Source organism: Promicromonospora sp. NPDC050880, assembly GCF_044456525.1.
In the GTDB taxonomy this organism is placed as follows: domain Bacteria; phylum Actinomycetota; class Actinomycetes; order Actinomycetales; family Cellulomonadaceae; genus Promicromonospora.
Window position 1 is genome coordinate 100,366 of record NZ_JBITFV010000008.1, and the last position, 25,075, is coordinate 125,440.

At 72.2% G+C, this 25,075-nt stretch carries 20 protein-coding genes and 1 pseudogene; 19 read left to right on the plus strand and 2 right to left on the minus strand.

What is annotated here, in order from left to right; all coding sequences use genetic code 11:
- Positions 1 to 20: 20 nt before the first annotated feature.
- From ACIBBF_RS15090 to ACIBBF_RS15100, 3 genes are all read left to right on the plus strand, one after another.
- On the plus strand, positions 21 to 1,136 hold the full coding sequence (locus ACIBBF_RS15090; protein ID WP_397414627.1) for a phosphotransferase family protein: 1,116 nt from the start codon (positions 21 to 23) through the stop codon (positions 1,134 to 1,136).
- Positions 1,136 to 2,392 carry an acyl-CoA dehydrogenase family protein gene (locus ACIBBF_RS15095; protein WP_397414629.1) on the plus strand — a complete coding sequence of 419 codons (1,257 nt, stop codon included), beginning with the start codon at positions 1,136 to 1,138 and terminating at the stop codon, positions 2,390 to 2,392. The genes ACIBBF_RS15090 and ACIBBF_RS15095 overlap by 1 nt, the downstream gene beginning before the upstream one ends.
- Before the next feature lie 100 nt (positions 2,393 to 2,492).
- Positions 2,493 to 4,145, plus strand: a complete 1,653-nt coding sequence (locus tag ACIBBF_RS15100) for an AMP-binding protein (RefSeq protein ID WP_397414632.1) — start codon at positions 2,493 to 2,495, stop codon at positions 4,143 to 4,145.
- Positions 4,146 to 4,268: 123 nt separating this feature from the next.
- Here the strand turns inward: ACIBBF_RS15100 and ACIBBF_RS15105 are convergent, their stop codons facing one another.
- Positions 4,269 to 4,688: an acyl-CoA thioesterase gene (locus tag ACIBBF_RS15105; protein WP_397414634.1), complete on the minus strand. Its 420-nt coding sequence runs from the start codon at positions 4,686 to 4,688 to the stop codon at positions 4,269 to 4,271.
- Positions 4,689 to 4,807: 119 nt separating this feature from the next.
- Here ACIBBF_RS15105 and ACIBBF_RS15110 point away from each other — a divergent pair, with 119 nt between their 5' ends.
- The 14 genes and pseudogenes from ACIBBF_RS15110 to ACIBBF_RS15175 all read left to right on the plus strand — a co-directional run bounded on the left by ACIBBF_RS15110 (position 4,808) and on the right by ACIBBF_RS15175 (position 20,416).
- Complete coding sequence (locus ACIBBF_RS15110) at positions 4,808 to 6,007, plus strand: acyl-CoA dehydrogenase family protein (RefSeq protein WP_397414637.1); 1,200 nt, start codon at positions 4,808 to 4,810, stop codon at positions 6,005 to 6,007.
- A gap of 43 nt (positions 6,008 to 6,050) precedes the next feature.
- Positions 6,051 to 7,274, plus strand: coding sequence for an acetyl-CoA C-acetyltransferase (locus tag ACIBBF_RS15115; RefSeq protein WP_397414639.1), 1,224 nt, complete (start codon positions 6,051 to 6,053; stop codon positions 7,272 to 7,274).
- A complete protein-coding gene (locus tag ACIBBF_RS15120) occupies positions 7,274 to 8,371 on the plus strand; it encodes an alcohol dehydrogenase catalytic domain-containing protein (protein ID WP_397414641.1) in 1,098 nt (365 codons plus the stop codon). The genes ACIBBF_RS15115 and ACIBBF_RS15120 overlap by 1 nt, the downstream gene beginning before the upstream one ends.
- A 58-nt stretch (positions 8,372 to 8,429) precedes the next feature.
- Positions 8,430 to 9,179 carry a 3-oxoacyl-ACP reductase FabG gene (gene fabG, locus ACIBBF_RS15125; protein WP_397414643.1) on the plus strand — a complete coding sequence of 250 codons (750 nt, stop codon included), beginning with the start codon at positions 8,430 to 8,432 and terminating at the stop codon, positions 9,177 to 9,179.
- Entirely contained in the window at positions 9,176 to 9,688 is a 513-nt protein-coding gene (locus ACIBBF_RS15130) for a MaoC family dehydratase (RefSeq protein WP_397414645.1), read from the plus strand. Before fabG ends, ACIBBF_RS15130 begins: the two co-directional genes overlap by 4 nt.
- Before the next feature lie 216 nt (positions 9,689 to 9,904).
- Positions 9,905 to 10,972: a hypothetical protein gene (locus ACIBBF_RS15135; RefSeq protein ID WP_397414647.1), complete on the plus strand. Its 1,068-nt coding sequence runs from the start codon at positions 9,905 to 9,907 to the stop codon at positions 10,970 to 10,972.
- Positions 10,969 to 12,624, plus strand: a complete 1,656-nt coding sequence (locus tag ACIBBF_RS15140; protein ID WP_397414650.1) for a DNA polymerase Y family protein — start codon at positions 10,969 to 10,971, stop codon at positions 12,622 to 12,624. The genes ACIBBF_RS15135 and ACIBBF_RS15140 overlap by 4 nt, the downstream gene beginning before the upstream one ends.
- Positions 12,617 to 16,309 (plus strand): PHP domain-containing protein, encoded by a 3,693-nt coding sequence (locus tag ACIBBF_RS15145; protein ID WP_397414653.1) that lies wholly within the window; start codon positions 12,617 to 12,619, stop codon positions 16,307 to 16,309. The genes ACIBBF_RS15140 and ACIBBF_RS15145 overlap by 8 nt, the downstream gene beginning before the upstream one ends.
- A gap of 131 nt (positions 16,310 to 16,440) precedes the next feature.
- Positions 16,441 to 16,569: a hypothetical protein gene (locus ACIBBF_RS15150; protein ID WP_397414655.1), complete on the plus strand. Its 129-nt coding sequence runs from the start codon at positions 16,441 to 16,443 to the stop codon at positions 16,567 to 16,569.
- 160 nt (positions 16,570 to 16,729) lie between these two features.
- Positions 16,730 to 17,038: pseudogene (locus ACIBBF_RS15155) on the plus strand (SDR family oxidoreductase); the annotation flags it as partial.
- Positions 17,039 to 17,258: 220 nt separating this feature from the next.
- The gene (locus ACIBBF_RS15160; RefSeq protein ID WP_397414658.1) at positions 17,259 to 17,504 is read left to right on the plus strand and encodes a hypothetical protein; all 246 of its coding nucleotides are present in this window, start codon (positions 17,259 to 17,261) and stop codon (positions 17,502 to 17,504) included.
- A complete protein-coding gene (locus ACIBBF_RS15165) occupies positions 17,504 to 18,634 on the plus strand; it encodes a sensor histidine kinase (RefSeq protein ID WP_397414661.1) in 1,131 nt (376 codons plus the stop codon). Before ACIBBF_RS15160 ends, ACIBBF_RS15165 begins: the two co-directional genes overlap by 1 nt.
- Positions 18,627 to 19,244 carry a response regulator gene (locus ACIBBF_RS15170; RefSeq protein ID WP_397414663.1) on the plus strand — a complete coding sequence of 206 codons (618 nt, stop codon included), beginning with the start codon at positions 18,627 to 18,629 and terminating at the stop codon, positions 19,242 to 19,244. The genes ACIBBF_RS15165 and ACIBBF_RS15170 overlap by 8 nt, the downstream gene beginning before the upstream one ends.
- Positions 19,245 to 19,444: 200 nt before the next feature.
- On the plus strand, positions 19,445 to 20,416 hold the full coding sequence (locus ACIBBF_RS15175) for a lysostaphin resistance A-like protein (protein WP_397414665.1): 972 nt from the start codon (positions 19,445 to 19,447) through the stop codon (positions 20,414 to 20,416).
- 464 nt (positions 20,417 to 20,880) lie between these two features.
- On the opposite strand, the gene ACIBBF_RS15180 is transcribed toward ACIBBF_RS15175, so the two are convergent.
- Complete coding sequence (locus ACIBBF_RS15180; RefSeq protein ID WP_397414667.1) at positions 20,881 to 22,005, minus strand: PucR family transcriptional regulator; 1,125 nt, start codon at positions 22,003 to 22,005, stop codon at positions 20,881 to 20,883.
- Positions 22,006 to 22,189: 184 nt separating this feature from the next.
- On the opposite strand from ACIBBF_RS15180, the gene ACIBBF_RS15185 reads away from it, so the two are divergent.
- Entirely contained in the window at positions 22,190 to 23,497 is a 1,308-nt protein-coding gene (locus ACIBBF_RS15185; protein WP_397414669.1) for a cytosine permease, read from the plus strand.
- Positions 23,494 to 25,029 carry an amidohydrolase family protein gene (locus ACIBBF_RS15190; protein ID WP_397414672.1) on the plus strand — a complete coding sequence of 512 codons (1,536 nt, stop codon included), beginning with the start codon at positions 23,494 to 23,496 and terminating at the stop codon, positions 25,027 to 25,029. The genes ACIBBF_RS15185 and ACIBBF_RS15190 overlap by 4 nt, the downstream gene beginning before the upstream one ends.
- Positions 25,030 to 25,075 lie beyond the last annotated feature (46 nt).

Below are 25,075 nucleotides of genomic sequence, written 5' to 3' on the forward strand. Positions count from 1 at the left end.
GGTGCCACGAGAGGGGAACCATGACGCACGAACTTCCCGGCCTGGACGTCGCCGGCCTGGCCGCCTGGCTGGCCCGGGAGCACCCGGAGCTCGCCGGGCCGGACTCCGGCTCGGGCTCCGGGGAGGCTCCGGGCCTGACCGCTACCCTGATCACCGGCGGGCGCAGCAACCTCACCTACCGGGTGGACGGCGTCGCCCGCCCGCTGGTGCTGCGGCGCCCGCCGCTGGGGCACGTGCTGTCCAGCGCGCACGACATGCGCCGCGAGCACCGCGTCATCACCGCCCTGGCGGGGACGATCCCGGTGCCGCCCACCGTGGCGGTGGTGGACGACACCGGCCCGGGAGAGGTGACGGGCACCGTGTTCTTCGTCATGGAGCACGTCGACGGCGCCGTCCTGGCCCGGCCCGAGGACAACGCGGCCTGGACCCCCGCGGGCCTGCGCGCGCTGTCCGTCGAGCTGGCCGAGGTGCTGGCCGACCTGCACGCCACCGACCCCGCGGCCGTCGGGCTGGCCGACTTCGGCCGGCCCGCCGGGTACCTGGCCCGCCAGCTCACGACCTGGCGGCGTCAGTACGACGCCTCCCGGTCGCGGCCACAGCCGCTCCTGGACACCCTCCAGGAGCGGCTGGGCGCCACGGTGCCCGACGACGGGGCGCGCACCGGGATCGTGCACGGCGACTACCGGCTCGACAACCTGCTGGTGTCCGGACCGCCCGACGCGCCGCACGTCGCGGCGGTGCTGGACTGGGAGATGGCCACGCTCGGGGACCCGCTCGTGGACCTCGGCATGCTCGGCATGTACTGGGACATCCACGAGCTGACGCGGGCGGTGGGCGTGGTCGGCGTCGCCGGGGCGATCGTGCCGGGTGCGGGCTACCCGGACTTCGCCGAGGTCGTCGACGCGTACGCCGCCCGCGCCGGCACCACCGTGCCGGACCTCGCCTGGTACCGCGCGTTCGCCTGCTACAAGCTCGCGGTCATCCTCGAGGGGATCCACTACCGGTACACCGGCGGCCAGACCGTCGGTGCCGGGTTCGACATGATCGGCGCGCTCGTCGAGCCGCTGGCGGGCGAGGGGCTGGCCCGGCTCGGCGCCTCGCCCGGCGACGGCGCCGGCACGACCGGAGGAGCCTGATGGACCTCGCACCCGACGCGACCACGCGGGAGATCACCGCCCGGGTCCGCGACTTCCTGGTGGACGAGGTGCTGCCGGCCGAGCCCGTGCTCGGCGCGCAGGTCGCGGCCACGCCCGAGGACTGGTCGTTCCGGCCCGTCGTCCGGCAGCTCCAGGCCACCGCCCGGGAGCGGGGGCTGTGGAACCTGTTCCTGCCGCCGGGCGGTCCGGCGGGCGCACACGGCGGCGGCCTGACCACCCTGCAGTACGCCCCCGTGGCCGAGCTGACCGGGTACAGCCCGCGGCTCGCGCCCGTCGCCATGAACTGCGCAGCGCCCGACACCGGCAACATGGAGCTGCTCGCGCACTTCGCCACGCCCGAGCAGCGCGAACGCTGGCTCGACCCGCTGCTCGACGGCGCCCAGCGGTCCGCGTTCTGCATGACCGAGCCCGCCGTCGCGTCGTCGGACGCCACCAACATCGCCACGCGGATCGTGCGCGACGGCGACGAGTACGTGATCACCGGCCGCAAGTGGTTCGCCACCGGCGCCATGAACCCGGACTGCGGGCTGCTGGTGGTCATGGGCAAGACCGACCCGGACGCGCCCCGGCACCGGCAGCAGTCCATGGTGCTCGTACCCCGTGAGACCCCCGGCGTCACCGTGCTGCGCGGCCTGACCGTGCTGGGCTACGACGACCGCGACCACGGCGGCCACGCCGAGATCGTGTTCGACGACGTCCGCGTCCCCGCGTCCGCCCTGCTCGGCGGCCAGGGCGAGGGGTTCGCCATGGCTCAGGCGCGCCTCGGCCCCGGCCGGATCCACCACTGCATGCGGGCGCTCGGCACGGCCGAGCGTGCCCTCGACCTGGTGCGCGAGCGCGCCGCCGAGCGGGTCGCGTTCGGCGGTCCGCTCGCCGACCAGGGCGTGGTCCGCGAGTGGGCGGCCGCCGCACGCATCGAGATCGAAGCCCTGCGCCTGCTCGTGCTCAAGACCGCCTGGCTCATGGACACCGTCGGCAACAAGGCCGCCATGACCGAGATCCAGGCCATCAAGATCGCCGTGCCCCGCGCCGTCGGGCAGATCCTGGACCGCGCCGTCCAGGTGTTCGGCGCCGCCGGCGTGTCCGGCGACCACCCCCTGGCCGAGCTGCTCGCCGGCGTGCGCACCCTGCGCCTGGCCGACGGGCCCGACGAGGTGCACCTCGCCTCCCTCGGCCGGGCCGAGCTGCGCCGTACGCCCTACCTTGCGCGGCCGGCGGGCGGTCCGGCCACCTGATCCTCGCCCCGGTCCGCTGCTCGGTCCCTCAGCCCGTCCCCTCACCCGGCCCCTTGTTCAGCCCGTCGCCCCGTTCGTCGACCGTCGAAGGAGACCTCAGATGACGCACGCACCCGACACCCTGCCGCCCGCCGCGCCGGATCCCGCCGTCGACGGGCCCGGGTACGGCACCCTGTCCATCGCGAGCATGCTGGCCGAGGCCGCCCGCCGGTACCCCGACCGCACCGCCCTCTACTTCCTGGGGCAGGCCACCACCTACGGCGACCTCTGGGACCAGACCCGGGCCTACGCCGGGGCGCTCGCGGCCCGGGGCATCGGGCCGGGCTCGCGCGTGGCGATGATCGTGCCGAACGTGCCCGACTTCGCACGCGTCTACTACGCCACGCTCGCGCTCGGCGCCGTCGTCGTACCCGTGCACCTGCTGTTCCGCGCCGACGAGATCGAGTTCGTCCTGCGGGACGCCGGGGCCGACGTCGTCGTGGTCGCCGCCCCGATGCTCGCAGAGGCCGCGCCGGCGGCCGCCCGGGCCGGGGTGCCGCTGCTGACCGTGCTGCTGCCGTCCGACGCCGCCGGCCTCGCCGAGCGGGGCACCCCGGTGGCGCGGCTGGAGGACGAGGCCGCCGCGGCGACCCCGATCGAGCGGCACGCGGGCGTGAACCCCCTGGCGGCGGCCACGATCCTGTACACGAGCGGCACCACGGGCACCCCCAAGGGCGCCGTCGGCTCGCACCTGGCGATGGTCGAGCAGGTGCACTGCTCGCTGATCGACTCGTTCGACCTGCGGCCCGACGACGTCGTGTACGGCGGCCTGCCGTTCTTCCACTCGTTCGGGCAGATGGCGGTGCTGAACATGGCGTTCCGGCGCGGCGCGTCGATCGTGCTGCTGCCGAGGTTCGACCCGGACGAGGCCCTGGAGCTGCTGGTGGCGCACGGCGCGACCGTGTTCACCGCCGTCCCCACCAACTTCGCGGGCATGGTCGAGGCGGCCCGGCGCACGGCGGCCCGGCCCCCGCTGCGGTTCGCCGTCTCGGGCGGCGCAGCCCTGCCGGTGGCGCTGCTGGAGGCGTTCGAGCAGGAGTTCGGTGCACAGGTGCACGAGGGGTACGGGCTCACCGAGACGTCGCCGTCGTGCACCTTCAACGTGACGTCCGAGCCCATCCGCCCCGGCACCGTGGGGCGGCCCATGTGGGGCGTCGACGTGGCGGTGGCCGTGGCCGAGGTGGAGGACCGGGTCGAGCTGCTGCCGGTCCCGGCGCGGGGTTCGGCGCCCGGGGAGCAGAGCGACCTGGGCGAGATCGTGGTGCGCGGGCACAACCTGATGAAGGGGTACCTGGGGCGGCCCGACGCGTCGGCGGCCGCCGTCGTGGACGGCTGGTTCCGTACGGGCGACCTGGGCACCGTGGACGTCGACGGCATCGTGACGATCGTGGACCGCAAGAAGGACATGATCATCCGCAGCGGCTACAACGTGTATCCCACGGAGGTCGAGGCGGTGCTGGCCCGCTACCCGGGCGTCGCGCTGGCCGCGGTGTTCGGCGTGCCCGACGCGACGCGCGGGCAGGAGGTGCACGCGGCCGTGGTGCCGTCCGACGGCGTGGCGGTGGACCCGGACGCCGTCGTCGCCTACATGCGCGAGCACGTGGCGGCGTACAAGTACCCGCGGGTGGTGCACGTGTCCGCCGACCTGCCGCTGGGCCCGAGCGGCAAGGTGCTCAAGCGCGAGCTCACGGCCCGGTACTCGGCGCAGGGCTGACGCCCGATGCGTCAGAGGTGCGCTTCTACCCAGTCATCAGGCCCAGGAACGGTGGTTTTCTGGGCACGATGGCTGGGTAGAAGCGCACATCGTGCGCCCCCGAGCCCACCTCCTGGACCGGGTTCAGGCCGGGGGCAGGCCCGGGTGGCGCTCCACCGCCGTGCGGATCACGTCGGGCACGGGGACCGGCCGCCGTGCCACCTGGTCCACGAAGACGTGCGTGAAGGCGCCCGTCGCGTACGCCGCGCTCCGGTCGGGGGCGCCCGCGCGCAGGATCGCCAGGTCCCAGGTGAGCGAGGTGCGCCCGAGGCGCCCGACGGCGACGTCGACCTCCAGCTCGTCCGGGAACGACGCCGGGGCCAGGAACTCGCACGAGGACGCCCGGGCGAGCCCGATCACGTCGCCCGCGGGGTCCAGGCCGGCGTGCCTGATGAGCCAGGTGTTCACCGCGGTGTCCATGGCCTCGTAGTAGACGGTGTTGTTCATGTGCCCGTACTGGTCGTTGTCGTTCCAGCGCAGGGGAAAGGGGTGCCGGTAACCCATGGAGGCATCTCCTTCGAGGTCGGGGTCCGTCGCAGCGTAGCCCCGCACCGGAGGGGGTGTGCAACGTATTCGCAGATGATGCATACTGGACATGCAGATCGACGACGATCGGAGGACCGATGACGCTCTCACCCGAACCGCCCGGCGGCACCCTGCTGGAGGCGGACTTCTACGCGTTCCAGGACCTGCTCACCCCCGCGGAGCAGAAGAAGGCCCTGGCCGTCCGCGAGTTCATGGAGCGCGAGGTGCGCCCCATCGCGGACGACTACTGGGAGCGCGCCGAGTGCCCCGTGCACCTGTTCAAGCCCTATGCCCAGCTCGGCACCATCGGGTCGGGCTGGGCCGAGACGCAGGGGGAGGAGACCTCGGCCGTGTTCCGTGGCTGGGTCGGCATGGAGACGGCGCGCGTCGACTCCTCGTTCTGCACCTTCATCGGTGTCTCGGGCGGCCTGGCGATGACCTCGATCGGCGTCGGGGGCAGTGCCGAGCAGCGCCAGAAGTGGCTGCCGCCCATGGCGGCCGGCGACCTGATCGGCGCGTTCGGGCTCACCGAGCCCCTGGCCGGCTCCGACACCGCCAAGGGCCTGCGCACCACGGCCACCCGCACGGGCGACACCTGGGTGCTCAACGGTGCCAAGCGCTGGATCGGCAACGCCACGTTCGCCGACGTCGTGGTCGTCTGGGCCAAGGACACCGCCGACGACCAGGTCAAGGGCTTCCTGGTGCGCCAGGGCACGCCCGGCTTCACGGCGACCAAGATCGAGCGCAAGCAGTCGCTGCGCATCGTGCAGAACGCCGACATCGTGCTCGAGGACGTCCGCGTGGACGAGGCCGACCGGCTGCAGGGCATCGACAGCTTCCGTGACGTCGCCAAGGTGCTCCGCATCACGCGCGACGGCGTGTCCTGGCAGGCGCTGGGCACCATGATCGGCGCCTACGAGGCCGCCGTGGCCTACACGAGGCAGCGCGAGCAGTTCGGCAACCCGATCGCGAGCTACCAGCTCATTCAGGACAAGCTCGCCACGGCGTACGCGAACGTCACGGCGAGCTTCGCCATGTGCGTGCGCGTGGCCCAGCTCCAGGACCTCGGCACCCAGAAGGACGCCCACGCCGCGATGGCCAAGGCGTTCGTCACCACCCGCATGCGCGAGACCGTCGCGCTGTGCCGGGAGGCGTGCGGCGGCAACGGGATCACACTGGATCACGGCGTCGCCCGGTTCTTCGCCGACGCCGAGGCCGTCTACACGTTCGAGGGCACCAAGGACATGAACCAGCTCATCGTGGGCCGGGCGATCACCGGACACGCGGCGTTCGTCTGAGGGCACCGCCCACCGACCTGGCTCATCGGCTCAAGGAGGAGTTATGACCGAGGCGTACATCGTCGCCACCGCGCGCTCGCCCATCGGGCGCGCCCACAAGGGGTCGCTCAAGGACGTCCGCCCCGACGACCTCGCGGCGCAGATGGTGCGGGCCGCCGTCGACCAGGTGCCGGGTCTGGACCCGGCGCGCATCGACGACCTGCTGCTGGGCTGCGGCCTGCCCGGGGGCAAGCAGGGCATGAACCTGGCCCGCATCGTCGCCGTGCTGTGCGGCTGGGACATGGTGCCCGGCGCGACCGTCACGCGGTACTGCAGCTCCAGCCTGCAGACCACCCGCATGGCCTTCCACGCCATCAAGGCGGGGGAGGGCGACGTGTTCGTCTCGGCGGGCGTGGAGTCGGTGAGCTCGTTCGCCACCGGGTCGAGCGACTACATCCCGGGCGTGGACCTGCACAACCCGGTCTTCGCCGACGCCCTGGCCCGCACCGAGAAGCGCGCCGGGGCCGGCACCGGGCTGTGGACCGACCCGCGGCTGGAGGGCGCGCTGCCCGACGCGTACATCGCCATGGGCCAGACGGCGGAGAACGTCGCGGCCCTGCGCGACGTCACGCGCGCCGAGCAGGACGAGTTCGCCGCCCGCAGCCAGCAGCGCGCCCAGGCCGCCATCGCGTCCGGCTTCTGGGCCCGGGACATCACGCCCGTCACCCTGCCCGACGGCACGGTCCTGGCCGCCGACGACGGCCCGCGCCCCGGCACGACCGTCGAGACGCTGGCGACGCTGGAGCCGGTGTTCCGTCCGGACGGTACCGTCACCGCGGGCAACGCCTGCCCCCTGAACGACGGCGCCGCCGCGGTGGTGATCGTCTCCGGCCGCGTGGTGGACGAGCTCGGCCTGACCCCGCTGGCCCGCATCGTGTCCACCGGCGTGAGCGGGCTGTCCCCGGAGATCATGGGGCTCGGCCCGGTCGAGGCCAGCCGGCAGGCGCTGCGGCGCGCCGGGCTCACCGTCGACGACATGGACCTCGTGGAGATCAACGAGGCGTTCGCCGCGCAGGTCATCCCCTCGGCGCGCGAGCTCGGCGTCGAGCCTGAGCGGCTGAACGTCAACGGCGGCGCCATCGCCGTGGGGCACCCGTTCGGCATGACCGGCGCGCGCATCACCTCCACCCTGATCAACGCGCTCGCGGACACCGGGGGCCAGTACGGCCTGGAGACGATGTGCGTGGGCGGCGGCCAGGGCATGGCGATGGTGCTGGAGAAGCTCTGATGCGGATCACCGGCGCGGTGCTGGAGCGCTGCGGCGCGCCCGCGCCCTACACGGAGTCCCGGCCGGTCACGGTCGGGCCGCTGGAGCTGGACCCGCCGGGCGAGCGCGAGGTGCTGGTGCGGATCGAGGCCGCAGGGCTGTGCCACTCCGACCTGTCGGTCGTGGACGGCAACCGCGCCCGGCCCGTGCCGATGCTGCTCGGCCACGAGGCCGCCGGGATCGTGGAGGCGACCGGCCCGGGAGCGCGCCTCGCCGTCGGGCAGCGGGTGGTCATGACGTTCCTGCCGCGCTGCGGGCAGTGCGCGCAGTGCGCCACCGACGGTCGGCTGCCGTGCGGCGTCGGCTCGGCGGCCAACTCCGCCGGGACGCTCGTCGGTGGTGGGAGGCGGTTGTCCCGGGAGGGGCAGGAGGTGCACCACCACCTCGGGGTGAGCGCGTTCGCGACGCACGCCGTGGTCTCGGAGACCTCCGTGGTGCCCGTGGACGACGACGTCCCGCCCGACGTCGCCGCCCTGCTGGGCTGCGCGGTGCTGACCGGCGGCGGCGCCGTCGTGAACGCCGGGCGGCCCGCGCCGGGCGACCGGGTCGCCGTCGTCGGGCTGGGCGGCGTCGGCATGGCGGCGCTCCTGGTCGCGGTCGCGCTGGGGCACGAGGTCGTGGGCATCGACGCCGTGCCCGCCAAGCTCGACCTGGCGCGCGAGCTCGGCGCGAGCCTCGCCGTCGGGCCGCAGGAGGCCGTTGACCAGGGGCTGCGTGCGCCCGTCGTGATCGAGGCCGCGGGATCGGCCCGCGCCTTCGAGACCGCCTACGCGCTGACGGCCCCGGGCGGCACCACCGTCACGGTCGGCCTGCCCCACCCCGACGCCCGGGCGAGCGTCTCGCCGCTCAGCCTGACCGCCGAGGCCCACACCGTGGTGGGGTCCTACCTCGGCTCGGCCGTGCCGGGCCGCGACATCCCGCGCTACGTGGAGCTGTGGCGGGCCGGCCGGCTGCCGCTGGACCGCCTGGTCTCCGACCGCATCACCCTGGACGACCTGCCCGCCGCGCTCGACCGCCTCGCCTCCGGCGCGGCGTTGCGGCAGCTCGTGATGTCCTGATCCTGACGCGTCGCACAACGACGTCCACCGAAGTTCACGCAACGAGAGGAAACCCCTGATGACTCGTACCGCCATCGTCACCGGAGCGGCCCGCGGCATCGGCGCCGCCACGGCCCGCCGGCTCGCGCAGGACGGCTTCGCCGTCGCCGTCCTGGATCTCCTGGAGGACCAGGCCAAGGGCACCGCGGAGGCCATCGTGGCCGACGGCGGCCGCGCGCTCGCGGTGGGCGCCGACGTCGCCGACGAGCAGTCGGTGGCCGACGCCGTGGCCCGCGTCGCCGCCGAGCTGGGCGCCCCCACCGTGCTGGTGAACAACGCCGGCATCCTGCGCGACAACCTGCTGTTCAAGATGTCCGTGGGCGACTGGGACGCCGTGCTGGGCGTGCACCTGCGCGGCGCGTTCCTGATGGCCCGGGCCGTGCAGGCGCACATGGTGGAGGCCAGGTACGGCCGCATCGTCAACCTGTCCTCGACCTCCGCACTCGGTAACCGCGGCCAGGCCAACTACTCGGCCGCCAAGGCGGGCATGCAGGGCTTCACCAAGACCCTGGCGATCGAGCTCGGCAAGTTCGGCGTCACCGCCAACGTCGTGGCGCCCGGCGTGATCGAGACCGACATGATCCGCGAGACCGCCGAGCGCATCGGGGTGTCCCTCGGTGACTACCTGAGCGTGGCCGCCAAGGACGTGCCCGTGGGGCGCGTGGGTCAGCCCGAGGACATCGCGAATGCCGTGTCGTTCTTCTGCTCCGAGCAGTCCGGGTTCGTCTCGGGCCAGGTGCTGTACGTGGCAGGCGGGCCGAAGGCGTGAGCGAGGCCGGGGCCGGTGCCGTGGCGGGCGGCGCGGAGGCCGGCGCGGGCGGCGTCATCGTCGTCGCCTCGCCGGACGCGCTCGCGGACGCCGTGGGCCGGACCGCCACGGGCGAGTGGTTCGAGGTCACGCAGGAGCGCATCGCCGCGTTCGCCGACGCGACCGAGGACCACCAGTGGATCCACCTCGACGCCGAGCGGGCCGCCGCCGGGCCGTTCGGCTCCACGATCGCGCACGGGTACCTCACGCTGTCGCTGCTGCCGCACCTGGCGTCCTCGCTCGTGCAGGTGGGTGGCGTCGCCATGGTGATGAACTACGGCATGGACCGGCTGCGGTTCCTCAGCCCGGTGCCCGCGGGGTCGCGGGTGCGGGCCGTCACCGAGATCCTCTCGGTCGAGCCGGCGGCCGCCGGCGTGCGGCTCGCCTCCAAGGTCACCGTGGAGATCGAGGGTGCGGAGAAGCCGGCGCTGGTCGCGCACACGCTGTCGCTCTACGTGCCGGAGACCTGACCGGCGCGGAGCCGTGTTGCTGTGAGTAGACGTTGTCTACTCACAGCAACACCCACCCGGGGCAGTGACCTCCCCGGCATGCCTCCGCCGCAGTGTTGTGGCCTGGATGGTTTGACAGCGCGCACCGGGCGCTGTGTACTGGTGTTCTATCGAACATGCGTTCGTAGAGTGCTCCACCACCGGTCTCCTGCCGGCAGGCACCATCGCTGGAGGGACATGACCGTCGTAACCATCTCCTCGAGGACCAGCCCCGACGCCCGGGAAGCCGACGCCGCCGCCACGAAGCACGCACAGGCGCTCGCGGCACTGCGGCACGCCGAGGCACGGACCGGCGTGCGCAGGCAGGCCACACCTGCCCGGGCCGGCCAGGCGCCGCCGGCCGAGCGCCCGCACGAGCCGTCCCACGAGCCGTCCCAGTCGCCCCACGGGCCCTCCCGGGGGCAGGTCCGGGCGCTACGGGGCGGGCTCCTCACCGAGCCGGTGCCGGGACCGGTGCCGGTGCCGGGACCCGCGGCTGCCGAGGCGCGCCCTGCGGAGCCCGCGCCGTCGTCGCACGGCCGGGTGGGGCATCCGGACGAGCGGGCGCGCGTGCTGCCCGTGCACCCGCACCTCGCGGACCTCCTGCCCGACGGCGGTCTGCGGGCCGGTACCACCGTGGCGGTCCGGGGGTCTACGTCGTTGCTGCTGACGCTGCTGGCCGAGGCCTCCCGCGACGGGGCGTGGACGGTGCTGGTGGGGTACCCGGCCGCCGGGATGGCCGCCGCGGCCGACGCCGGGTGCGACCTGGGGCGCACCCTGATGGTGCCGCTGCCGGCCGGGTCGGGCGTGGACGCGCCCGCGGTGCTGGCCGCGCTGATCGACGGCATGGACGTGGTGGTGGTCGGCCCTGAGGTGACCCTGCTGGACCGGGACCGCCGTCGGCTGGCGGCCCGCGCCCGCGACCGGGGCACCGTCCTGCTCTCCTCCGCTCCCGCGCTGAGTGCTGGATCTTCGCCCTCTCGAACCGGTTTGACAGGGCGAAGATCCAGCACTCAACGTGCAGGGTGGGTGGGGGCGGACGTGGTGCTGGAGGTCGTCGGCGGGGAGTGGGGCGGGATCGATCATGGGGTGGGGTGGCTGCGGCGGCGGACTCTCCGGGTGCGGCGCACCGGGCGGGGGAGCGCGGCGCGGCCGCTGCACCTGGACGTCGAGGTCCCGGTCTGCCGGGCGGCCGGGGGTACGGAACCCGTCGGGGCGCGGGACGAGGGTGTCGGGGGCCGGCCGTCGCTGGAGCTGGTGGGATGACCACCGGCGACGGGACCGCCACCCGCACGGCGGCCCTCTGGGTGCCCGACTGGCCCGTCGTCGCGGCCCTGGTCGTCGCCGGGCTGGGGCCCGAGACGCCGGCGGCCGTCACGGGCGGCCCCGGCGGGCGGATCGTCGCGGTGTCCGCGCCTGCCCGCAGCGCCGGGGTGCGCCGCGGCATGCGCCGGCGCGAGGCCCAGGGACGCTGCCCCGACCTGCAGCTCTGGGTCGCGGACGACGCCCGCGACGCCCGCGAGTTCGAACCCGTCGCCGTGGCTGCGGAGACCGTGGTCTCCGGGCTGGAGATCGCCCGCCCGGGGCTGCTCCTGCTGCCGTCGGGCGGCGCGGCCCGGTACCACGGCTCGGAGCACGACCTGGCGCGCGAACTGACCGAGCAGGTCGCCGTCCGCACCGGCCACGAGTGCCAGGTCGGGGTGGCCGACGGCTTCCTGGCCGCGGTGCTGGCGGCCCGGGACGACGCCGTCGTGCCGCCGGGGGAGTCGCGGGACTACCTCGCGCCCCGGCCCGCCGCGACCCTCGTGCACGCCCGGCCCGCCGACCGTTCCCTGACCGAGCTGGTCGATCTGTGGCGCCGGCTCGGCGTGCGGACGCTCGCCGATCTCGCCGCCCTGCCGGACGCCGCCGTCGCCGCCCGGTTCGGCGACCTCGGCGTCTGGGCGCAGCGGCTCGCCCGCGGGCAGGACGTGCGCCCGCCTGCCCGGCGCCGGCTCGTCGAGGACCTCACCGTCACCGAGGAGCTGGACCCGCCGGCGCACCGGGTCGACGTCGCGACGTTCGCCGCCCGCCGCCTGGCCGAGCGCCTGCACGACGACCTGCACCGGCGCGGCCTGGCGTGCGGCCGGCTGCGGATCACGGCGCGCGCCGTCGACCCGGTCACGGGCGAGGTCCGCACCCTGGAACGGCTGTGGCGCGCCGACGACACGCTCGGCGGGCTGTCGGCCGCCCGGATCACCGACCGGGTGCGGTGGCAGCTCGAGGGCTGGCTCACGGCGTCGTCCCTGCGGCAGGGCGAGGCGCCTGCCCCGATCGCGGGCCTGAGCCTGGCTGCCGAGGAGGTGACCCCCGCCGGGGCGCTGCAGCCGCGCCTGTGGGGACCCGGCGCGGGCGAGGACCTGCGCGCCCGCCGCGCCGTCGAGCGCGTCCAGGCGCTGCTCGGCGGCGATGCCGTGCTCACCGTGCGGCTCCAGGGCGGGCGTGACCCGCGCGACCGTGTCCAGCTCGTGCCCCACGGCGAGCACGTGCCGCCCGAGCGCGCGCCCGACCGGCCCTGGCCCGGGGCCCTGCCACCGCCGGCGCCGTCCGTGGTGCTGCCCGAACCCGTCCCCGCACGGGTGCTCGACGCCGAGGGACGGCCGGTGGTGGTCGACGTGCGGCTGGCGGTCAGCGGGGACCCGGCGCGCGTCGTCGTGCCCGGGGACGGTGCCGGCGGCGGGGTGGCAGGCGAGGCGGGAAGCGGCCTCGACGTCGTGGTCGTCGACTGGGCCGGGCCGTGGCCCGTCGCCGAGCGGTGGTGGACGCCCCGGGGCAGACGCCGCGTGTTCCTGCAGGTGACGACCGATCTGCCCGGGGACGTGGGCCTGCTGCTGTCGTCGTCGGCGGGGGAATGGTCGCTGGAGGCGCTCTATGACTGAGGGCGTGCCGTACGCCGAGCTGCACGCGCACTCCGCGTTCAGCTTTCTCGACGGCGCCTCCCACCCCGAGGAGCTCGCCGCGGAGGGCGCGCGCCTCGGGCTGGAGGCGCTCGCGGTCACCGACCACGACGGGCTGTACGGGGTGGTGCGGTTCTCGGAGGCTGCGAAGAAGGTGGGGCTCAGGACGGTGTTCGGGGCGGAGCTGCACCTGCCGGTCCCGGCGGGTTCCGGCGGCGCCCCCGTGCTCGACCCGCCCACCGGGATCCCCGACCCGCGCGCCACGCACCTGCTCGTGCTGGCGCGTGGGGACCAGGGGTACCGCAACCTGTCGAGCGCGATCGGCACGGCGCACCTCGACGCGGGCGTCAAGGGGGCCGCGAACTACACGCTCGAGGCGCTGGGCGAGGCGTCGGGCGGCGAGTGGCTGGTCCTGACGGGCTGCCGCAAGGGCGCCGTCCGCCGGGCCCTGACGCCCTCGTCGAGTGCTGGATATTCGTCCTCTCACAACGTTTCGGCAGGGCGAATGTCCAGCACTCAGCTGGCGGGGAACCGGGCCGACCGGTTCGACGCCGGGCGGCGGGAGATCGAGCGGCTGATCGACGCCTTCGGGCGGGACAACGTCGCCGTCGAGATCACCGCCACGGGCGACCCCCGGGACGCCGACCTGCACGACGCGCTCGCCCTGCTGGCCGCCGACGCCCGCCTGCCGCTGGTCGCCACCACCGCCGCGCACTACGCGCGCCCCCGGGACGCCGACCTGGCGGGAGCCCTGGCCGCCGTCCGTGCCCGGTCGAGCCTGGACGACCTGGACGGCTGGCTGCCCGGCGCACCTACCGCCCACCTGCGCAGCGGCGCCGAGATGGCCCGCCTGCACCGCCGGTACCCGCAGGCCGTGGCGACGGCGGCCGCGCTCGGGGCGGAGTGCGCGTTCGACCTGGACCTCATCGCGCCGAACCTGCCGCCCTACGACGTACCGCCTGGGTACAACGAGGCGTCCTGGCTGAGCGAGCTCGCCCACCGGGGAGCGGAGGGGCGGTACGGTCCCCGGACGGGCAACCCGAAGGCGTGGAAGCAGATCGAGTACGAGCTGGACATCATCATCCGCCTGGGTTTTCCCGGGTACTTCCTCGTGGTCTATGACATCGTGGAGTTCTGCCGCACCCACGGGATCCTCGCGCAGGGCCGGGGCAGCGCCGCGAACTCGGCGGTCTGCTACGCCCTGGGCATCACCGCGGTGGACGCGGTGAAGTACGGCCTGCTGTTCGAGCGGTTCCTCGCCGAGGCGCGCAACGGCCCGCCGGACATCGACGTCGACATCGAGTCGGTGCGCCGCGAGGAGGTGATCCAGCACGTCTACGAGAAGTTCGGGCGTACGCACGCGGCGCAGGTCGCGAACGTCATCTCCTACCGGCCGCGCTCGGCGGTGCGCGACGCCGCCCGCGCGCTCGGCTACGACATCGGGCAGCAGGACGCGTGGTCCAAGAGCATCGAGCGCTGGGGGTCGCTGAAGCCGCCGTCGGCCCCGGCGCCGTCGGGCGGCACGATGCCCGACGAGGCCGGCAGGGGCGGCGGGACAGGCACCGGTGGCACCGCGGCGTCGGCAGCGCCGCGGAACAAGACCGCCGCCAAGGATGCCCGCGTCGCAGCGCTGTGGGGCCCGCGGGAACCGCGCCCGCACGCCGGGCACCGGGACGGGGGCCGGCCTGGCCCGGGGCGTACGAACGTGGGCGCTCCCGGCGTCTTCGTCGACGTGCTCGCCGAGGAGCCGCGTGCCGCCGGCGAGCCCCGGCCGGCCCGCGCCGACGACACCCACGACGTGGTGCCGTTCCGCACGCCGCCGACGGCCGCGGAGGAGGGGGAGATCCCCGACGACGTGCTCGACCTGGCCGACCGGATGCTGCGCCTGCCCCGGCACCTCGGCATCCACTCGGGCGGCATGGTCATGTGCGACCGGCCGGTGATCGAGGTGGTCCCCGTGGAGTGGGCCCGCATGGAGGGCCGCACCGTGCTGCAGTGGGACAAGGAGGACTGCGCCGACGCGGGACTGGTGAAGTTCGACCTGCTGGGCCTGGGCATGCTGACCGCGATCCGGTACGCGTTCGAGTTCGTCGAGGAGCACACGGGCGAGGTGCTCACGCTGCACGGGCTGCCGCAGGACGACGAGCTCGTCTACGACCTGCTGTGCGCCGCCGACACCGTGGGCGTGTTCCAGGTGGAGTCCCGCGCCCAGATGGCGACGCTGCCGCGCCTGCGGCCCCGGACGTTCTACGACATCGTCGTGGAGGTCGCGCTCATCCGGCCCGGACCCATCCAGGGCGGGTCGGTGCACCCCTACATCGAGCGGCGGCGAGAGCGGCAGAAGGTGGAGTACCTGCACCCCCTGCTGGAGAACTCCCTGGGTCGCACCCTGGGCGTGCCGCTGTTCCAGGAACAGCTCATGCAGATGGCGATCGACGTGGCCGGGTTCTCCCCGAAGGAGTCCGACCAGCTGCGGCGGGCCATGGGGTCCAAGCGGTCCCAGGAACGCATGGAGGCACTGCGCGAACGGCTCTACGCGGGGATGACCGAGAACAAGATCCCGTCCGAGGTGCAGGAGGAGATCTTCGAGAAGCTCAGAGCCTTCGCCGACTTCGGGTTCCCCGAGTCGCACGCCTACTCCTTCGCGCACCTCGTCTACGTGAGCTCGTCGCTCAAGGTGCACCACACCGCCGCGTTCTACGCGGGACTGCTCGCGGCCCAGCCCATGGGGTTCTACTCGCCGCAGTCCCTGGCCGCCGACGCGCGCCGGCACGGGGTGCGCGTGCTGCGGCCCTCGGTGGTGAGCTCCCGTGTGCTCGCCTGCGTGGAACGTTTGACCGACGGCGCCGGCGACGGCGACGGCGACAGCCAGGCCGGGCCACCGGCGGAGTCGGTCCCGTCCGCCGTGCGGCTCGTCCGGGCCGACCCGGCGCTCGCCGTCCGCATGGGCCTGGAGTCGATTCGCGGCATCGGCAAGGACAAGGCGGAGGAGATCGTCGCGGCGCGCGCCGAGCGGCCGTTCGCCTCGCTCCGGGACCTGGTGCGCCGGGTCGAGCTGTCCACGGCGCAGCTCGAGGCGCTCGCCACGGCCGGGGCGCTGGAGGCGCTCGGCGTCGACCGCCGGGCGGGCCTGTGGGCCGCGGGCGCGCTGGGCCAGGAGGGGCCGACGACGCTGCCCGGCGTCAGCGTCGGCGTCGACGCCCCGACCCTGCCCGGGATGAGCGAGGTGGAGCTGGCGCAGGCCGACGCCTGGGCCACCGGCGTCACCCCCGACTCCTACCCGACGCAGCACGTGCGCCCGGGGCTGGAGGCCGCGGGCGTGCTCACCGTGGCGCAGGCGCTGGCGACCGAGTCGGGTCGCCGGGTCGCCGTCGGCGGGGTGGTGACGCACCGGCAGCGGCCGGGCACGGCCGGGGGAGTGACGTTCCTGTCCCTGGAGGACGAGACGGGGCTGCTCAACGTGATCTGCACCGTCGGGCTGTGGCAGCGGTTCCGGAGGGTGGCGCGGTCGGCGCAGGCCATGGTGATCAGGGGGCGGATCGAGGCGCAGGACCCGGAGGACGACGGCGCCCCGCTGCCGGAGGGTGGCCGCGCCGTCAACCTCCTGGCGGAGCATCTTGCGCCGCTGACGATGGCGGTTGCGGGGCGGTCGCGGGACTTTCGGTAGGTGTGGAGCCAACTCGAACGCTGAGGCGCGAGAAATCGCATACGCACCCGAGAGCACTGCGGGTGTCGCCGGCCGCCCGGCGCCGAGTGTGATCCGAGATCTGGACCGGCGCCTCCGTCAGCGTGGGCGAGGTGTACGCGAGCCTCGCGCGCGACATCACCGACGGCACCCACCACACCCCCGGCTTCGCGCACGCCGCCCACAACAGCCGCCTGGTCGCCCGGGTCGAGCAGGCCGCACGCGCCGGCGTCCGGCAGTAGTCACAACCAGGACCGGGCCGGGCAACTTGACCGAGCTCAGTGCAGCCGACATCGACACCCTCCTGCACCTGAACATCCGCGGCACCGTGCTCACGACCCGGGCCGCCATCCCGCACCTCGGCTCCGGCGGACGGGTCATCACCATGGCTCCACACACGGCGACCGCGTCCCATTCCCCGGCGTCACGCTGTACGCGCTGACCAAGTCCGCCCACCACTCCTTCACCCGGGGCCTCGCCCGCGACCTCGGGCCGGCCGGCGTCACCGTCAACCTGGTGCAGCGCGGCGCCATCGACACCGCGCTCAACCCCGCCGACGGCGAGTCCGCCAACTACCTGCGCAGCCTGGTCCCGCTCGGGCGCTATGGGACGCCGGAGGAGGTCGCGGGCGTGGTCGCCTTCCTGACCGGCCCCCGGGCAGCCTTCATGACCAGGTCGGTCCTCACGATCGACGGCGGCATGAACGCGTGACGGTCCGCTATCGGGAGCTCCAGTTCCAGGGGCGGCGAGATCAGGCGGGGAGCACCGCGGCCGCCCGGTGCTCCCCGCCTGCGCTCCCGTGGCGCGCCACCAGCAATCGTCGAACGCGCTGGTCCCGGCCAGGGAACTCCCGCCTACGTGACGTGCGCCACGAAGAGGTGTGACATTTCGTCACTACCCCGCGCGACCGGCGGACAGGACGCTGATGGCTATGAAGTTCGTCGACCTCGTACTGAGCTTGATCATCGTGCTCTCGGCGACCGTGGTCATTGCCTACGTCTCGCTGTACTACGGCGATTTCGGACTGCTGAAAACACTCCCGGATGATGTCTCAGACTTCTTCATCACCAACAACGCCCTACAGCATCTGGCACTCGGTCTCCTGATAGCGGCCGTTGCGGCGAAGTTCCCTACCGGCCGCGCGATCAGACGGCACGACACGCACAATCGAACCTGATGATCGAAACCATGTGCAAACAAGAGACACCAACCATCGGTCACATGCGGCGGCTCGCGATGCTGACGGCAGTCGCCACCATCGCACCGTTGTGCGTCTTGGGCGTCGCCCTTACTGCGAACACCTGGCTGGAAGGACTGATCATCTCGGCCTGCTTCCTGCTCACACTGGGCTCGGTGCGCGAGTGGAGTCTGGACGAGTATCCGCGCCATTCGATCTTGGCACTCGGTGTCACAGGGGCGTCATGGGCAGTCGGCGCGTTCACCGTCGCCAGCCCCCTCGGCTTCGTCCCGCTATCCCTCGCCTGCGCACTCATGGTCGCGCGAACAAGACGACGGGCGCTGTGGGTCTTCATCTCAGCGCTCAGCGTTGCGGGCATCGGCGCCACAGTGTTCGTGCTGCATCCGGTGACGCTCGAGCTCGCCGCTGCGTACGTCGCCACGCCGCTGGTCGGCACTTTTTTCGTGGCCGGCGTGATCCTTGTGAGCGAGCAGGCGTGGTTGGTCGCTCGCCGGCTCGAACTCGCCAAAGACACGGAGGCCCAGTTCGCCGTGGCGCGCGAGCGCATTCGCTTCGCGGGCGACTTGCATGATATCCAGGGCCACTCGCTGCACATCATCAAGTTCAAAGCTGAGCTGGCGCACAGCCTGGTTCACAGCGAGCCCGAACGAGCCGAGGAAGAACTGAACGAGATCAGGCGACTAGCCAGAGAGACAATCGCTGAAACCCGATCCCTCACGTACGCGCGTCATGAGCTGAATTTGGCAACGGAGATCGAGAACGCGAAACGACTGTGCGAGGCTGCAGGCATCTCAGTTGGTGCACGCAGCGACCTCGATCCTGGTGCCGTGGCACATCCGCTGCTTGCTCAGGTACTTCGCGAGGCCACTACAAACCTCCTTCGGCATGCACGTCCGACCACGGTCCGGATTGAAGCATCGACGACAGCCGTAGCGGTCACGAACGACGGGGTGCTCGACAGCAGCTCGACACCGCTGCGCGGGCTCGCCCGCCTTCGCGAGCGCCTCGAGGCGGCGGGCGGAACACTGCGCATCGCGCGAGAGAGCAACACTTTCGAAGTGAGAGCACAGCTGGTTCCGGGTGGAGGCAAGGAACTAGGGCATGACTGAAAGCCGCCCGATACGGATCGTTCTGGCCGACGACGAACATCTTCTGCGCACCGCACTGGCCGCTCTCCTACCCCTGCACGGAACGATCGAGGTCGCGGCCCAGGCCACGGACGGCGCTGAGGCCGTGGCACTGACGCTCGCGCACCGACCAGATGTCCTGGTCATCGACCTCGAGATGCCCGGAACGGACGGCCTCGCGGCGACTGTCGACATACGGAAGCAGATACCTGAGCAACGCGTCCTGATGCTCACCCGACATGCGCGCCCTGGCGTCCTGCGTCGTGCACTCAAGCTCGGCGTGACGGGCTTCATGAGCAAGAATGCCGAGGCGCACGACATAGCCGAGGTCGTTCGACAGGTACACGCGGGACGGCGTTGGATCGCACACGAGGTGCTGGAAGCGTCGGTCGTCGACGATTCGCCTCTGACGGATCGCGAGCTCGATGTACTTCGTGAGACGTTCGAGGGCTACTCGGTCAAGGACATCGCGCGGAAGCTCTACCTCGCACCGGGCACGGTTCGAAACTATCTCTCGAGCGCGATGCAGAAGAGCGGGACCTCTAATCGTCATCACGCGGCGCGTGTTGCTCGAGACCGCGGCTGGCTCTGAGAGATTCAAGCTGTCCGTTCCAGGATTCAAGGATCCGGCATGACATTTGTCATCTCTTCGGATGATCCTCGGCACTGCCAGCAATTGTCTGCCCCATCGATGCTGGGAATGTCAGAGTCGCAGGGTGACAGAGCTCGCCGTCGTATCGGCGAAGAGCCCCGTCAGCGACCACCTTCCAGATGAACAGGACAGTAATGCCGATGGACAACTCCCGAATCGACGCCGGCGACGGCGTGCTCGCCGCGCGGCGAGAAGGCGAATCGCGCGCGAATGCCGTTCCACCCGGAGTCGAGTATCACCGCGTCCTAGCCGGAGACGAGCGACGGATCGGACGCGGCATCCTTGCGATCGTGCTCCTCGTCGGTGGCATGTGGGCGGCAATCTTGGGGTTCTCCGTGCTGGCGCACTGGCTGGACGGAGTGATCGGGACGCCGGACACTGCGCCCGGCCGCGGACCCCTCACGCCAGCACTGCATGCCTTCGGGCTGGTCGGCAACGCAGTGCTGCTGCCGTGGGCCATGGTCATCCAGCGCTGGTTGTATGGAGTGCCGGGCGCGTCGCTGCACTCCGTCTTCTCCCGCTTTCGGTTCGATCTGCTGACACGTGCGTTGCTGATCATCGCCCCCGCTTTCGTCGTCCTCAACGTGGTCAGCAACTACGTCCTGCCTTCCGAGTCGACCGTCTGGGTTCAGAACGACCTTCTGTGGATCTTGGCGGCCACCCTTGTTCTCATGCCGCTGCAGGCAGCTGGCGAAGAGTACGGGCTGCGCGGTCTAGTGTTCCGCGTGGCCGCCAGCTGGGGCCGGGGCCCGCGTGTGTCGTTGTTTCTTGGCATCGCGGTCTCCGCCGCGGTCTTCGCCGCCTTCCACCTGGCGGGAGACCCGTGGCTCTACATCTGGTACTTCGTGCTCGCTGTCTCCACGGCCCTCATCACATGGCGCTCCGGAGGCATCGAGATCGCAGTGGCCATCCACGTTGCCTTCAACACCCTCAGCTTCGTCTTTGCGATCGCCCTGAGTACCGACCTGGGCGCGGGCATCGACCGCTCTACAGCGAATGCGGCTAACGGCATCGCCTTGATCGGTCCCGCGCTGGTGGTGATCGCCACCGCGATCGTGGTGTGGATTCGCACCCGCGCAACCGGCCCGGCCAGAACGCCGCTCACCAGCTAGGGTGCGGTGCATCTGCGTGGATCTCGCCAGTGGTGTCCCGCGCGCGAGATCCACGCGGTCATTTGATCGTCAGGCGGTGCTACGCAGGCGGCGTGCCGTGCACCCACGAGCTGTGGCGCGACCCGACCAAAGAGCGAGACTGATCCCGACCGGTGACTGTGGTCGCTGACCGTCATCACCATGAACACCACCCGGCATTGCCGGATCGGGTGTCTGTGCCAAGGAGGTACTGGCTTGGGGCGTCACCGCGGTAGTCCGTGCCCCGATGTGTGATGTTCACCCGGTTATCCCTCCCGGATCGGTAGCCCGCTCGCGTGCCCTCGTCCACTTGTCATGGTCCGCGTGGAGGTACACGCCGCAGAGGAGATCCTTGTCTCGCCCTGGGTGGTGGAGGCTCGGAACTGACGCGAAGAAAGCCCGTGCGGCAGCGACTGAGCTTCCGTGACGGGCCGATCCGGTGGCGTTCACGAGCGAGGCCTGGACGGTTGTTCGTGACCAAGGATAGGAGCGTGGCCGGAATCGGCGATCTGCAGTGCTATCCGCCCTGCTGCCTCGCGCACCCGTAGGCCCGTGAGCTCGTCGATCCGGTCCAGCCGCTTGCGCACGGTGTTCGGGTGCAGGAACAGCGCCTCCGCCGTCCGGGCCACGGATCCGTCGGTAGCCACGAACGTGCGGGCCGTCGCCAGCAGACTGTCCGACCGGCGCTGGTCGTGCTCCATGATCGGCCGTAGTACATGGTCCAGGAACGGCGTGACCTGCTCGTGCGTCAACCGCCCCAGCAACCCGTCCAGCGTGGCGAGGTCCGCCGCTCCGGCGGACCGCCCACGCCGGGACGCGACGTCGAACGCGGCGACGGCCTCCGCGAGCACGCGGCGTACTTCCTGCCGGGGGGCGGGCCCGCCGTAACCGAGTACCAGTGCACCATCGACCGCTTCGACGAGGCCGCTGACGACGCTCGCGGGGCCGAGCACGATCGTCCGGTCCCTGACGTAGCCGACCCGGTGCGGACCGGCTACCTCCGGCAGGCGCTCACGTGCCGCCCAGCATGCCGCCGCGAACTCGATGCCGGGCCGGTCGAGCTCGACGAACCGCTCGAACAGCACGAGCGGGTCCGCGAGTCCTCGTCGGACGGCGTCGAACAGGTGGCCGGCTTCCAGACGGTCCTGGGCGAGCACCCACAGCCGGGTCTGCTCCTGGGCGAGACGCTCGGTGAAGGTGAGGAAGGGGACTGTCCGGGGAACGCTCAGGACCGGCAGGCCCGCCGCGTTCGCACGGTGGACGAGGGCAGGTGGCGGCGCGGTGGTGACGACGTCGATGCCGTAGCCGATCGCCACCGCATCGGCCGCGACGAGAGAGTCGACGAAGTGCGCGCAGTCTGCCGGGGTGCGCAGCTCGAGGCCGGTGGTCAGCACGATCTCGCGGCCGCGCAGGAACGGCTCCGGGTCGATGAGCTCGGTCGCCTGCGCCCACCGGACGTGGCGATCCATGCCGACGGCGTCTCCGACGAGGTCGAGCGGGACGTCGGCCCACCCGAGCATGTCGCGGACCTGGACCTGGAGCGGTGCTGCCACCGACATGGCTGTGCTCACGCGTCTCACCGTAGGGACGCCCGATGTCCCTCGTGTTACGGCCAGGTGTGCGTCCTGACACCGGTCGGCGCACCGCGGTGTGCGGCCGCCCACCGTTCCGCGCGAGATCTTGGCGCCGGCGCCGGCCACCCTTCTACTCGGTGCACGGGCAAGCTCGCCCGGACACCCAGGAGAGGGCACCGCAATGACCGCCACAGAGCCACCGCAGAACGACGTGGCCGCGCCACCGGGCGCTGTCGACCCCGACTACCCCCTCGAACGGGTCCCGGCCGGGAGCCGGCGCGGTCCCGCCGCGGTGGCGATCGTGATGGCGGGCTTCTGCTTCTTCACTCCGACGATGGTCACCGGCGGGCAGGTCACCGCCGCCTTCGGCTTCTCCGCGTACCTCGCGGCCGCGGCCATCGCCTCGCTCGTGCTGGCCCTCTACGTCGCCACGCTCGGCCTGATCTCGGCACGCACCGGCCTGTCGACCGTCCTGACCGCCAGGCTCGTGCTCGGCAGGGCCGGCGGCAAGTGGGCCTCTGTCCTGCTCGGCGGCACGCAGGTCGGCTGGTACGGGATCACCATCGCGGTCCTCGGTGACCTCTTCGGCACCGCCTTGGGGTGGGAGACGACGTGGCCGGTGGTCGTCGCCGGTGGTGTCCTGATGGCCGTGACGGCCTACAAGGGATTCCGTGGGATCGAGCTGCTGTCCTGGGTCTCGGTGCCCTTGATGCTCGTGCTCTGCGTGTGGATCACGCTGCGCTCGTTCGAGGAGGCGGGCGGCTGGGCGTCGCTGCTCGCCGTCGAAGGCGACGGATCCCTCTCGGCCGCGACCGCGATGACGATGCTCATCGCCACCTTCATCTCCGGCGGAACCCAGGTGGGCAACTGGGCGCGGTTCTCGACGCCGAAGATCCGGACGTTCTGGCTACTTCTCGTCGGTGTCGGCCTCATCCAGGGCGCGATGCTCTTCTTCGGCGGGGTGGGCACGGCGGCCTTCGGCATCGCGGACTTCGCGGAGCTCCTGCTCTCCATGGGCCTGATCGGCGTGGGCCTGTTCCTCGTCGTGGCCAACCTCTGGACCACCAACGACAACACGGCGTACGCCTACGGCGTAGCCGGGGCCGAACTCTTCGACAAGGACGACAAACGGCCCTTCGTGATCGGCGGCACCGTCGTCGGCATCATCCTGGCAGTCAGCGGACTCGGCGACGCGATCGGCGGCTTCCTCACCCTGCTGGGCACGCTCGTCCCGCCGCTCGGCGGCGTCATGATCGGCACGTTCTTCCTCGTGTGGAAGGGGCGTGACCCGGGTACGGTCCTGGACGCCGCGCCACTGGTCGTCTGGCCCGGTGTCATCGCCTACCTGCTCGGCGTCGCCACCGCGTTCAGCACCAACGCCCTGGCGATCGGTATCCCTCCGCTGCAGGGCATCCTGGTCGCCGCGGTCGCGGCCCCCGTGTGCTCCGCGGCGGCGCGCGTCGTCACCGACCGGGCGGAGACCCAGTGAACGCCACCGTCATCAAGGCTGCCACCGTCATCACCATGGATGCCGTGACCGGGAGCAGCCCGGTCACCCGGTCTATTCGGATCGAGGACGGCGCCATCACCCAGGTCGCGCCGGCTGTCGACGTGCGCGACGGCGACGAGGTGATCGACGGCACCGACCGTCTCGTCGTGCCGGGCTTCGTCAACGCGCACACCCACTCGTGGGAGTACCTCTACAAAGGCCGGTACGACAACCTGCCGCTCGAGCTGTGGATGCTGTACTCCTACCCGATCCTGGGCGGCAGAGCGCTCAGCCCCGAGCTCGTCGGTCTGCGCAGTCGGCTGTTCGCCATGGAGTCGCTCAAGAACGGGGTGACCACCCTCGTCGACGACGTGCTGGAGACACCGACGCAGGACCGGGCGCAGCTCGCCGCGGTCTTCGACGCCTACGACGAGGTCGGGATCCGCGCGAACATCTCGGGACATGTCATCAACCGGCCCTTCGTCGACACGCTCCCGTTCGCGTCCGACCTGTTGCCCGCGGACCTGGTCGCCCAGGTGCGCGCCCAGCCCGTGCTGACCGCGCAGGAGTACCTCGACTACTCCCGTGCCGCGATCCGGGACCAGCACGGCCGGGCGGGCGGGCGGCTCCGGTACATGCTGGCGCCGTCCGGTCCGCAGCGGTGCACCGACGACCTGCTCGCCGGCGCCACGGTGCTGGGCCTGGAGCACGGCCTCGAGGTGCACATCCATGTGCTCGAGACCCGGGTGCAGGCCGTCACGGGTCAGGACCTGTACGGCACCACCCTCGTGCAGCACCTCGCCGACATAGGTGCCCTGTCGTCCGGTACCACGTTCGCCCACGGGATCTGGGTCACCGACCACGACATCGAGCTGATGGCCTCCGCCGGGGTCAGCGTCTCCCACAACCCGATCTCGAACCTGAAGCTCGGCTCCGGGCTGGCCCCGTGGCGTCGTTATCACGACGCCGGCGTGCCCGTGGGCCTCGGCTCGGACGGGTGCTCGTCGTCGGACACCCCCCGGCTGCACGAGGTGGTCAAGATGGCGGCGCTCCTGCACAAGGCCGGAGGGCCGGACCACACGACCTGGTCAACCGTGGACGAAGCCCTGCGCGCCGCGACGATCGGGGGTGCACGGACGGCATCGCTGCACAAGGTGACCGGATCGATCGAGGTCGGCAAGCGGGCCGACCTCAACGTCTACGACCTGGGCACGCTCGCGTTCACACCGCGCTCCCGGGTCGACAACCAGCTCGTCTACTCCGAGAACGGGTCATCTCTGGAGTACGTCCTGGTCGACGGCCGGATCGTCGTCGATCACGGTCGGCTGACCACGGTCGACGAGCACGCCGCCATCGCCGAGCTCCGCGAGCGGATGCCGGCGGTCGCCCAGTGGCAGGACAAGCTGGACCTGCTCAACGACGGGTTCGCCGGCGTGTTCGACGAGGTGCACCGGCGGTGCGCGGCCGTGGACGTGGGGGTCGAACGCTGGACGGCCCAGGAGCGGGGGCGGGTGGCTCTCCGCCTGGGCTGAGCCGCGCCAGGAGAGCGTCGGGGACTGCTGCACGGACAGGTGACAG

Coding starts and splice junctions, on each gene's coding strand:
- ACIBBF_RS15090 (WP_397414627.1), top strand. CDS start 21: ATGACGCACGAACTTCCCGGCCTGGACGTCGCCGGCCTGGCCGCCTGG.
- ACIBBF_RS15095 (WP_397414629.1), top strand. CDS start 1,136: ATGGACCTCGCACCCGACGCGACCACGCGGGAGATCACCGCCCGGGTC.
- ACIBBF_RS15100 (WP_397414632.1), top strand. CDS start 2,493: ATGACGCACGCACCCGACACCCTGCCGCCCGCCGCGCCGGATCCCGCC.
- ACIBBF_RS15105 (WP_397414634.1), bottom strand. CDS start 4,688: ATGGGTTACCGGCACCCCTTTCCCCTGCGCTGGAACGACAACGACCAG.
- ACIBBF_RS15110 (WP_397414637.1), top strand. CDS start 4,808: ATGACGCTCTCACCCGAACCGCCCGGCGGCACCCTGCTGGAGGCGGAC.
- ACIBBF_RS15115 (WP_397414639.1), top strand. CDS start 6,051: ATGACCGAGGCGTACATCGTCGCCACCGCGCGCTCGCCCATCGGGCGC.
- ACIBBF_RS15120 (WP_397414641.1), top strand. CDS start 7,274: ATGCGGATCACCGGCGCGGTGCTGGAGCGCTGCGGCGCGCCCGCGCCC.
- fabG (WP_397414643.1), top strand. CDS start 8,430: ATGACTCGTACCGCCATCGTCACCGGAGCGGCCCGCGGCATCGGCGCC.
- ACIBBF_RS15135 (WP_397414647.1), top strand. CDS start 9,905: ATGACCGTCGTAACCATCTCCTCGAGGACCAGCCCCGACGCCCGGGAA.
- ACIBBF_RS15140 (WP_397414650.1), top strand. CDS start 10,969: ATGACCACCGGCGACGGGACCGCCACCCGCACGGCGGCCCTCTGGGTG.
- ACIBBF_RS15145 (WP_397414653.1), top strand. CDS start 12,617: ATGACTGAGGGCGTGCCGTACGCCGAGCTGCACGCGCACTCCGCGTTC.
- ACIBBF_RS15160 (WP_397414658.1), top strand. CDS start 17,259: ATGAAGTTCGTCGACCTCGTACTGAGCTTGATCATCGTGCTCTCGGCG.
- ACIBBF_RS15165 (WP_397414661.1), top strand. CDS start 17,504: ATGATCGAAACCATGTGCAAACAAGAGACACCAACCATCGGTCACATG.
- ACIBBF_RS15170 (WP_397414663.1), top strand. CDS start 18,627: ATGACTGAAAGCCGCCCGATACGGATCGTTCTGGCCGACGACGAACAT.
- ACIBBF_RS15175 (WP_397414665.1), top strand. CDS start 19,445: ATGGACAACTCCCGAATCGACGCCGGCGACGGCGTGCTCGCCGCGCGG.
- ACIBBF_RS15185 (WP_397414669.1), top strand. CDS start 22,190: ATGACCGCCACAGAGCCACCGCAGAACGACGTGGCCGCGCCACCGGGC.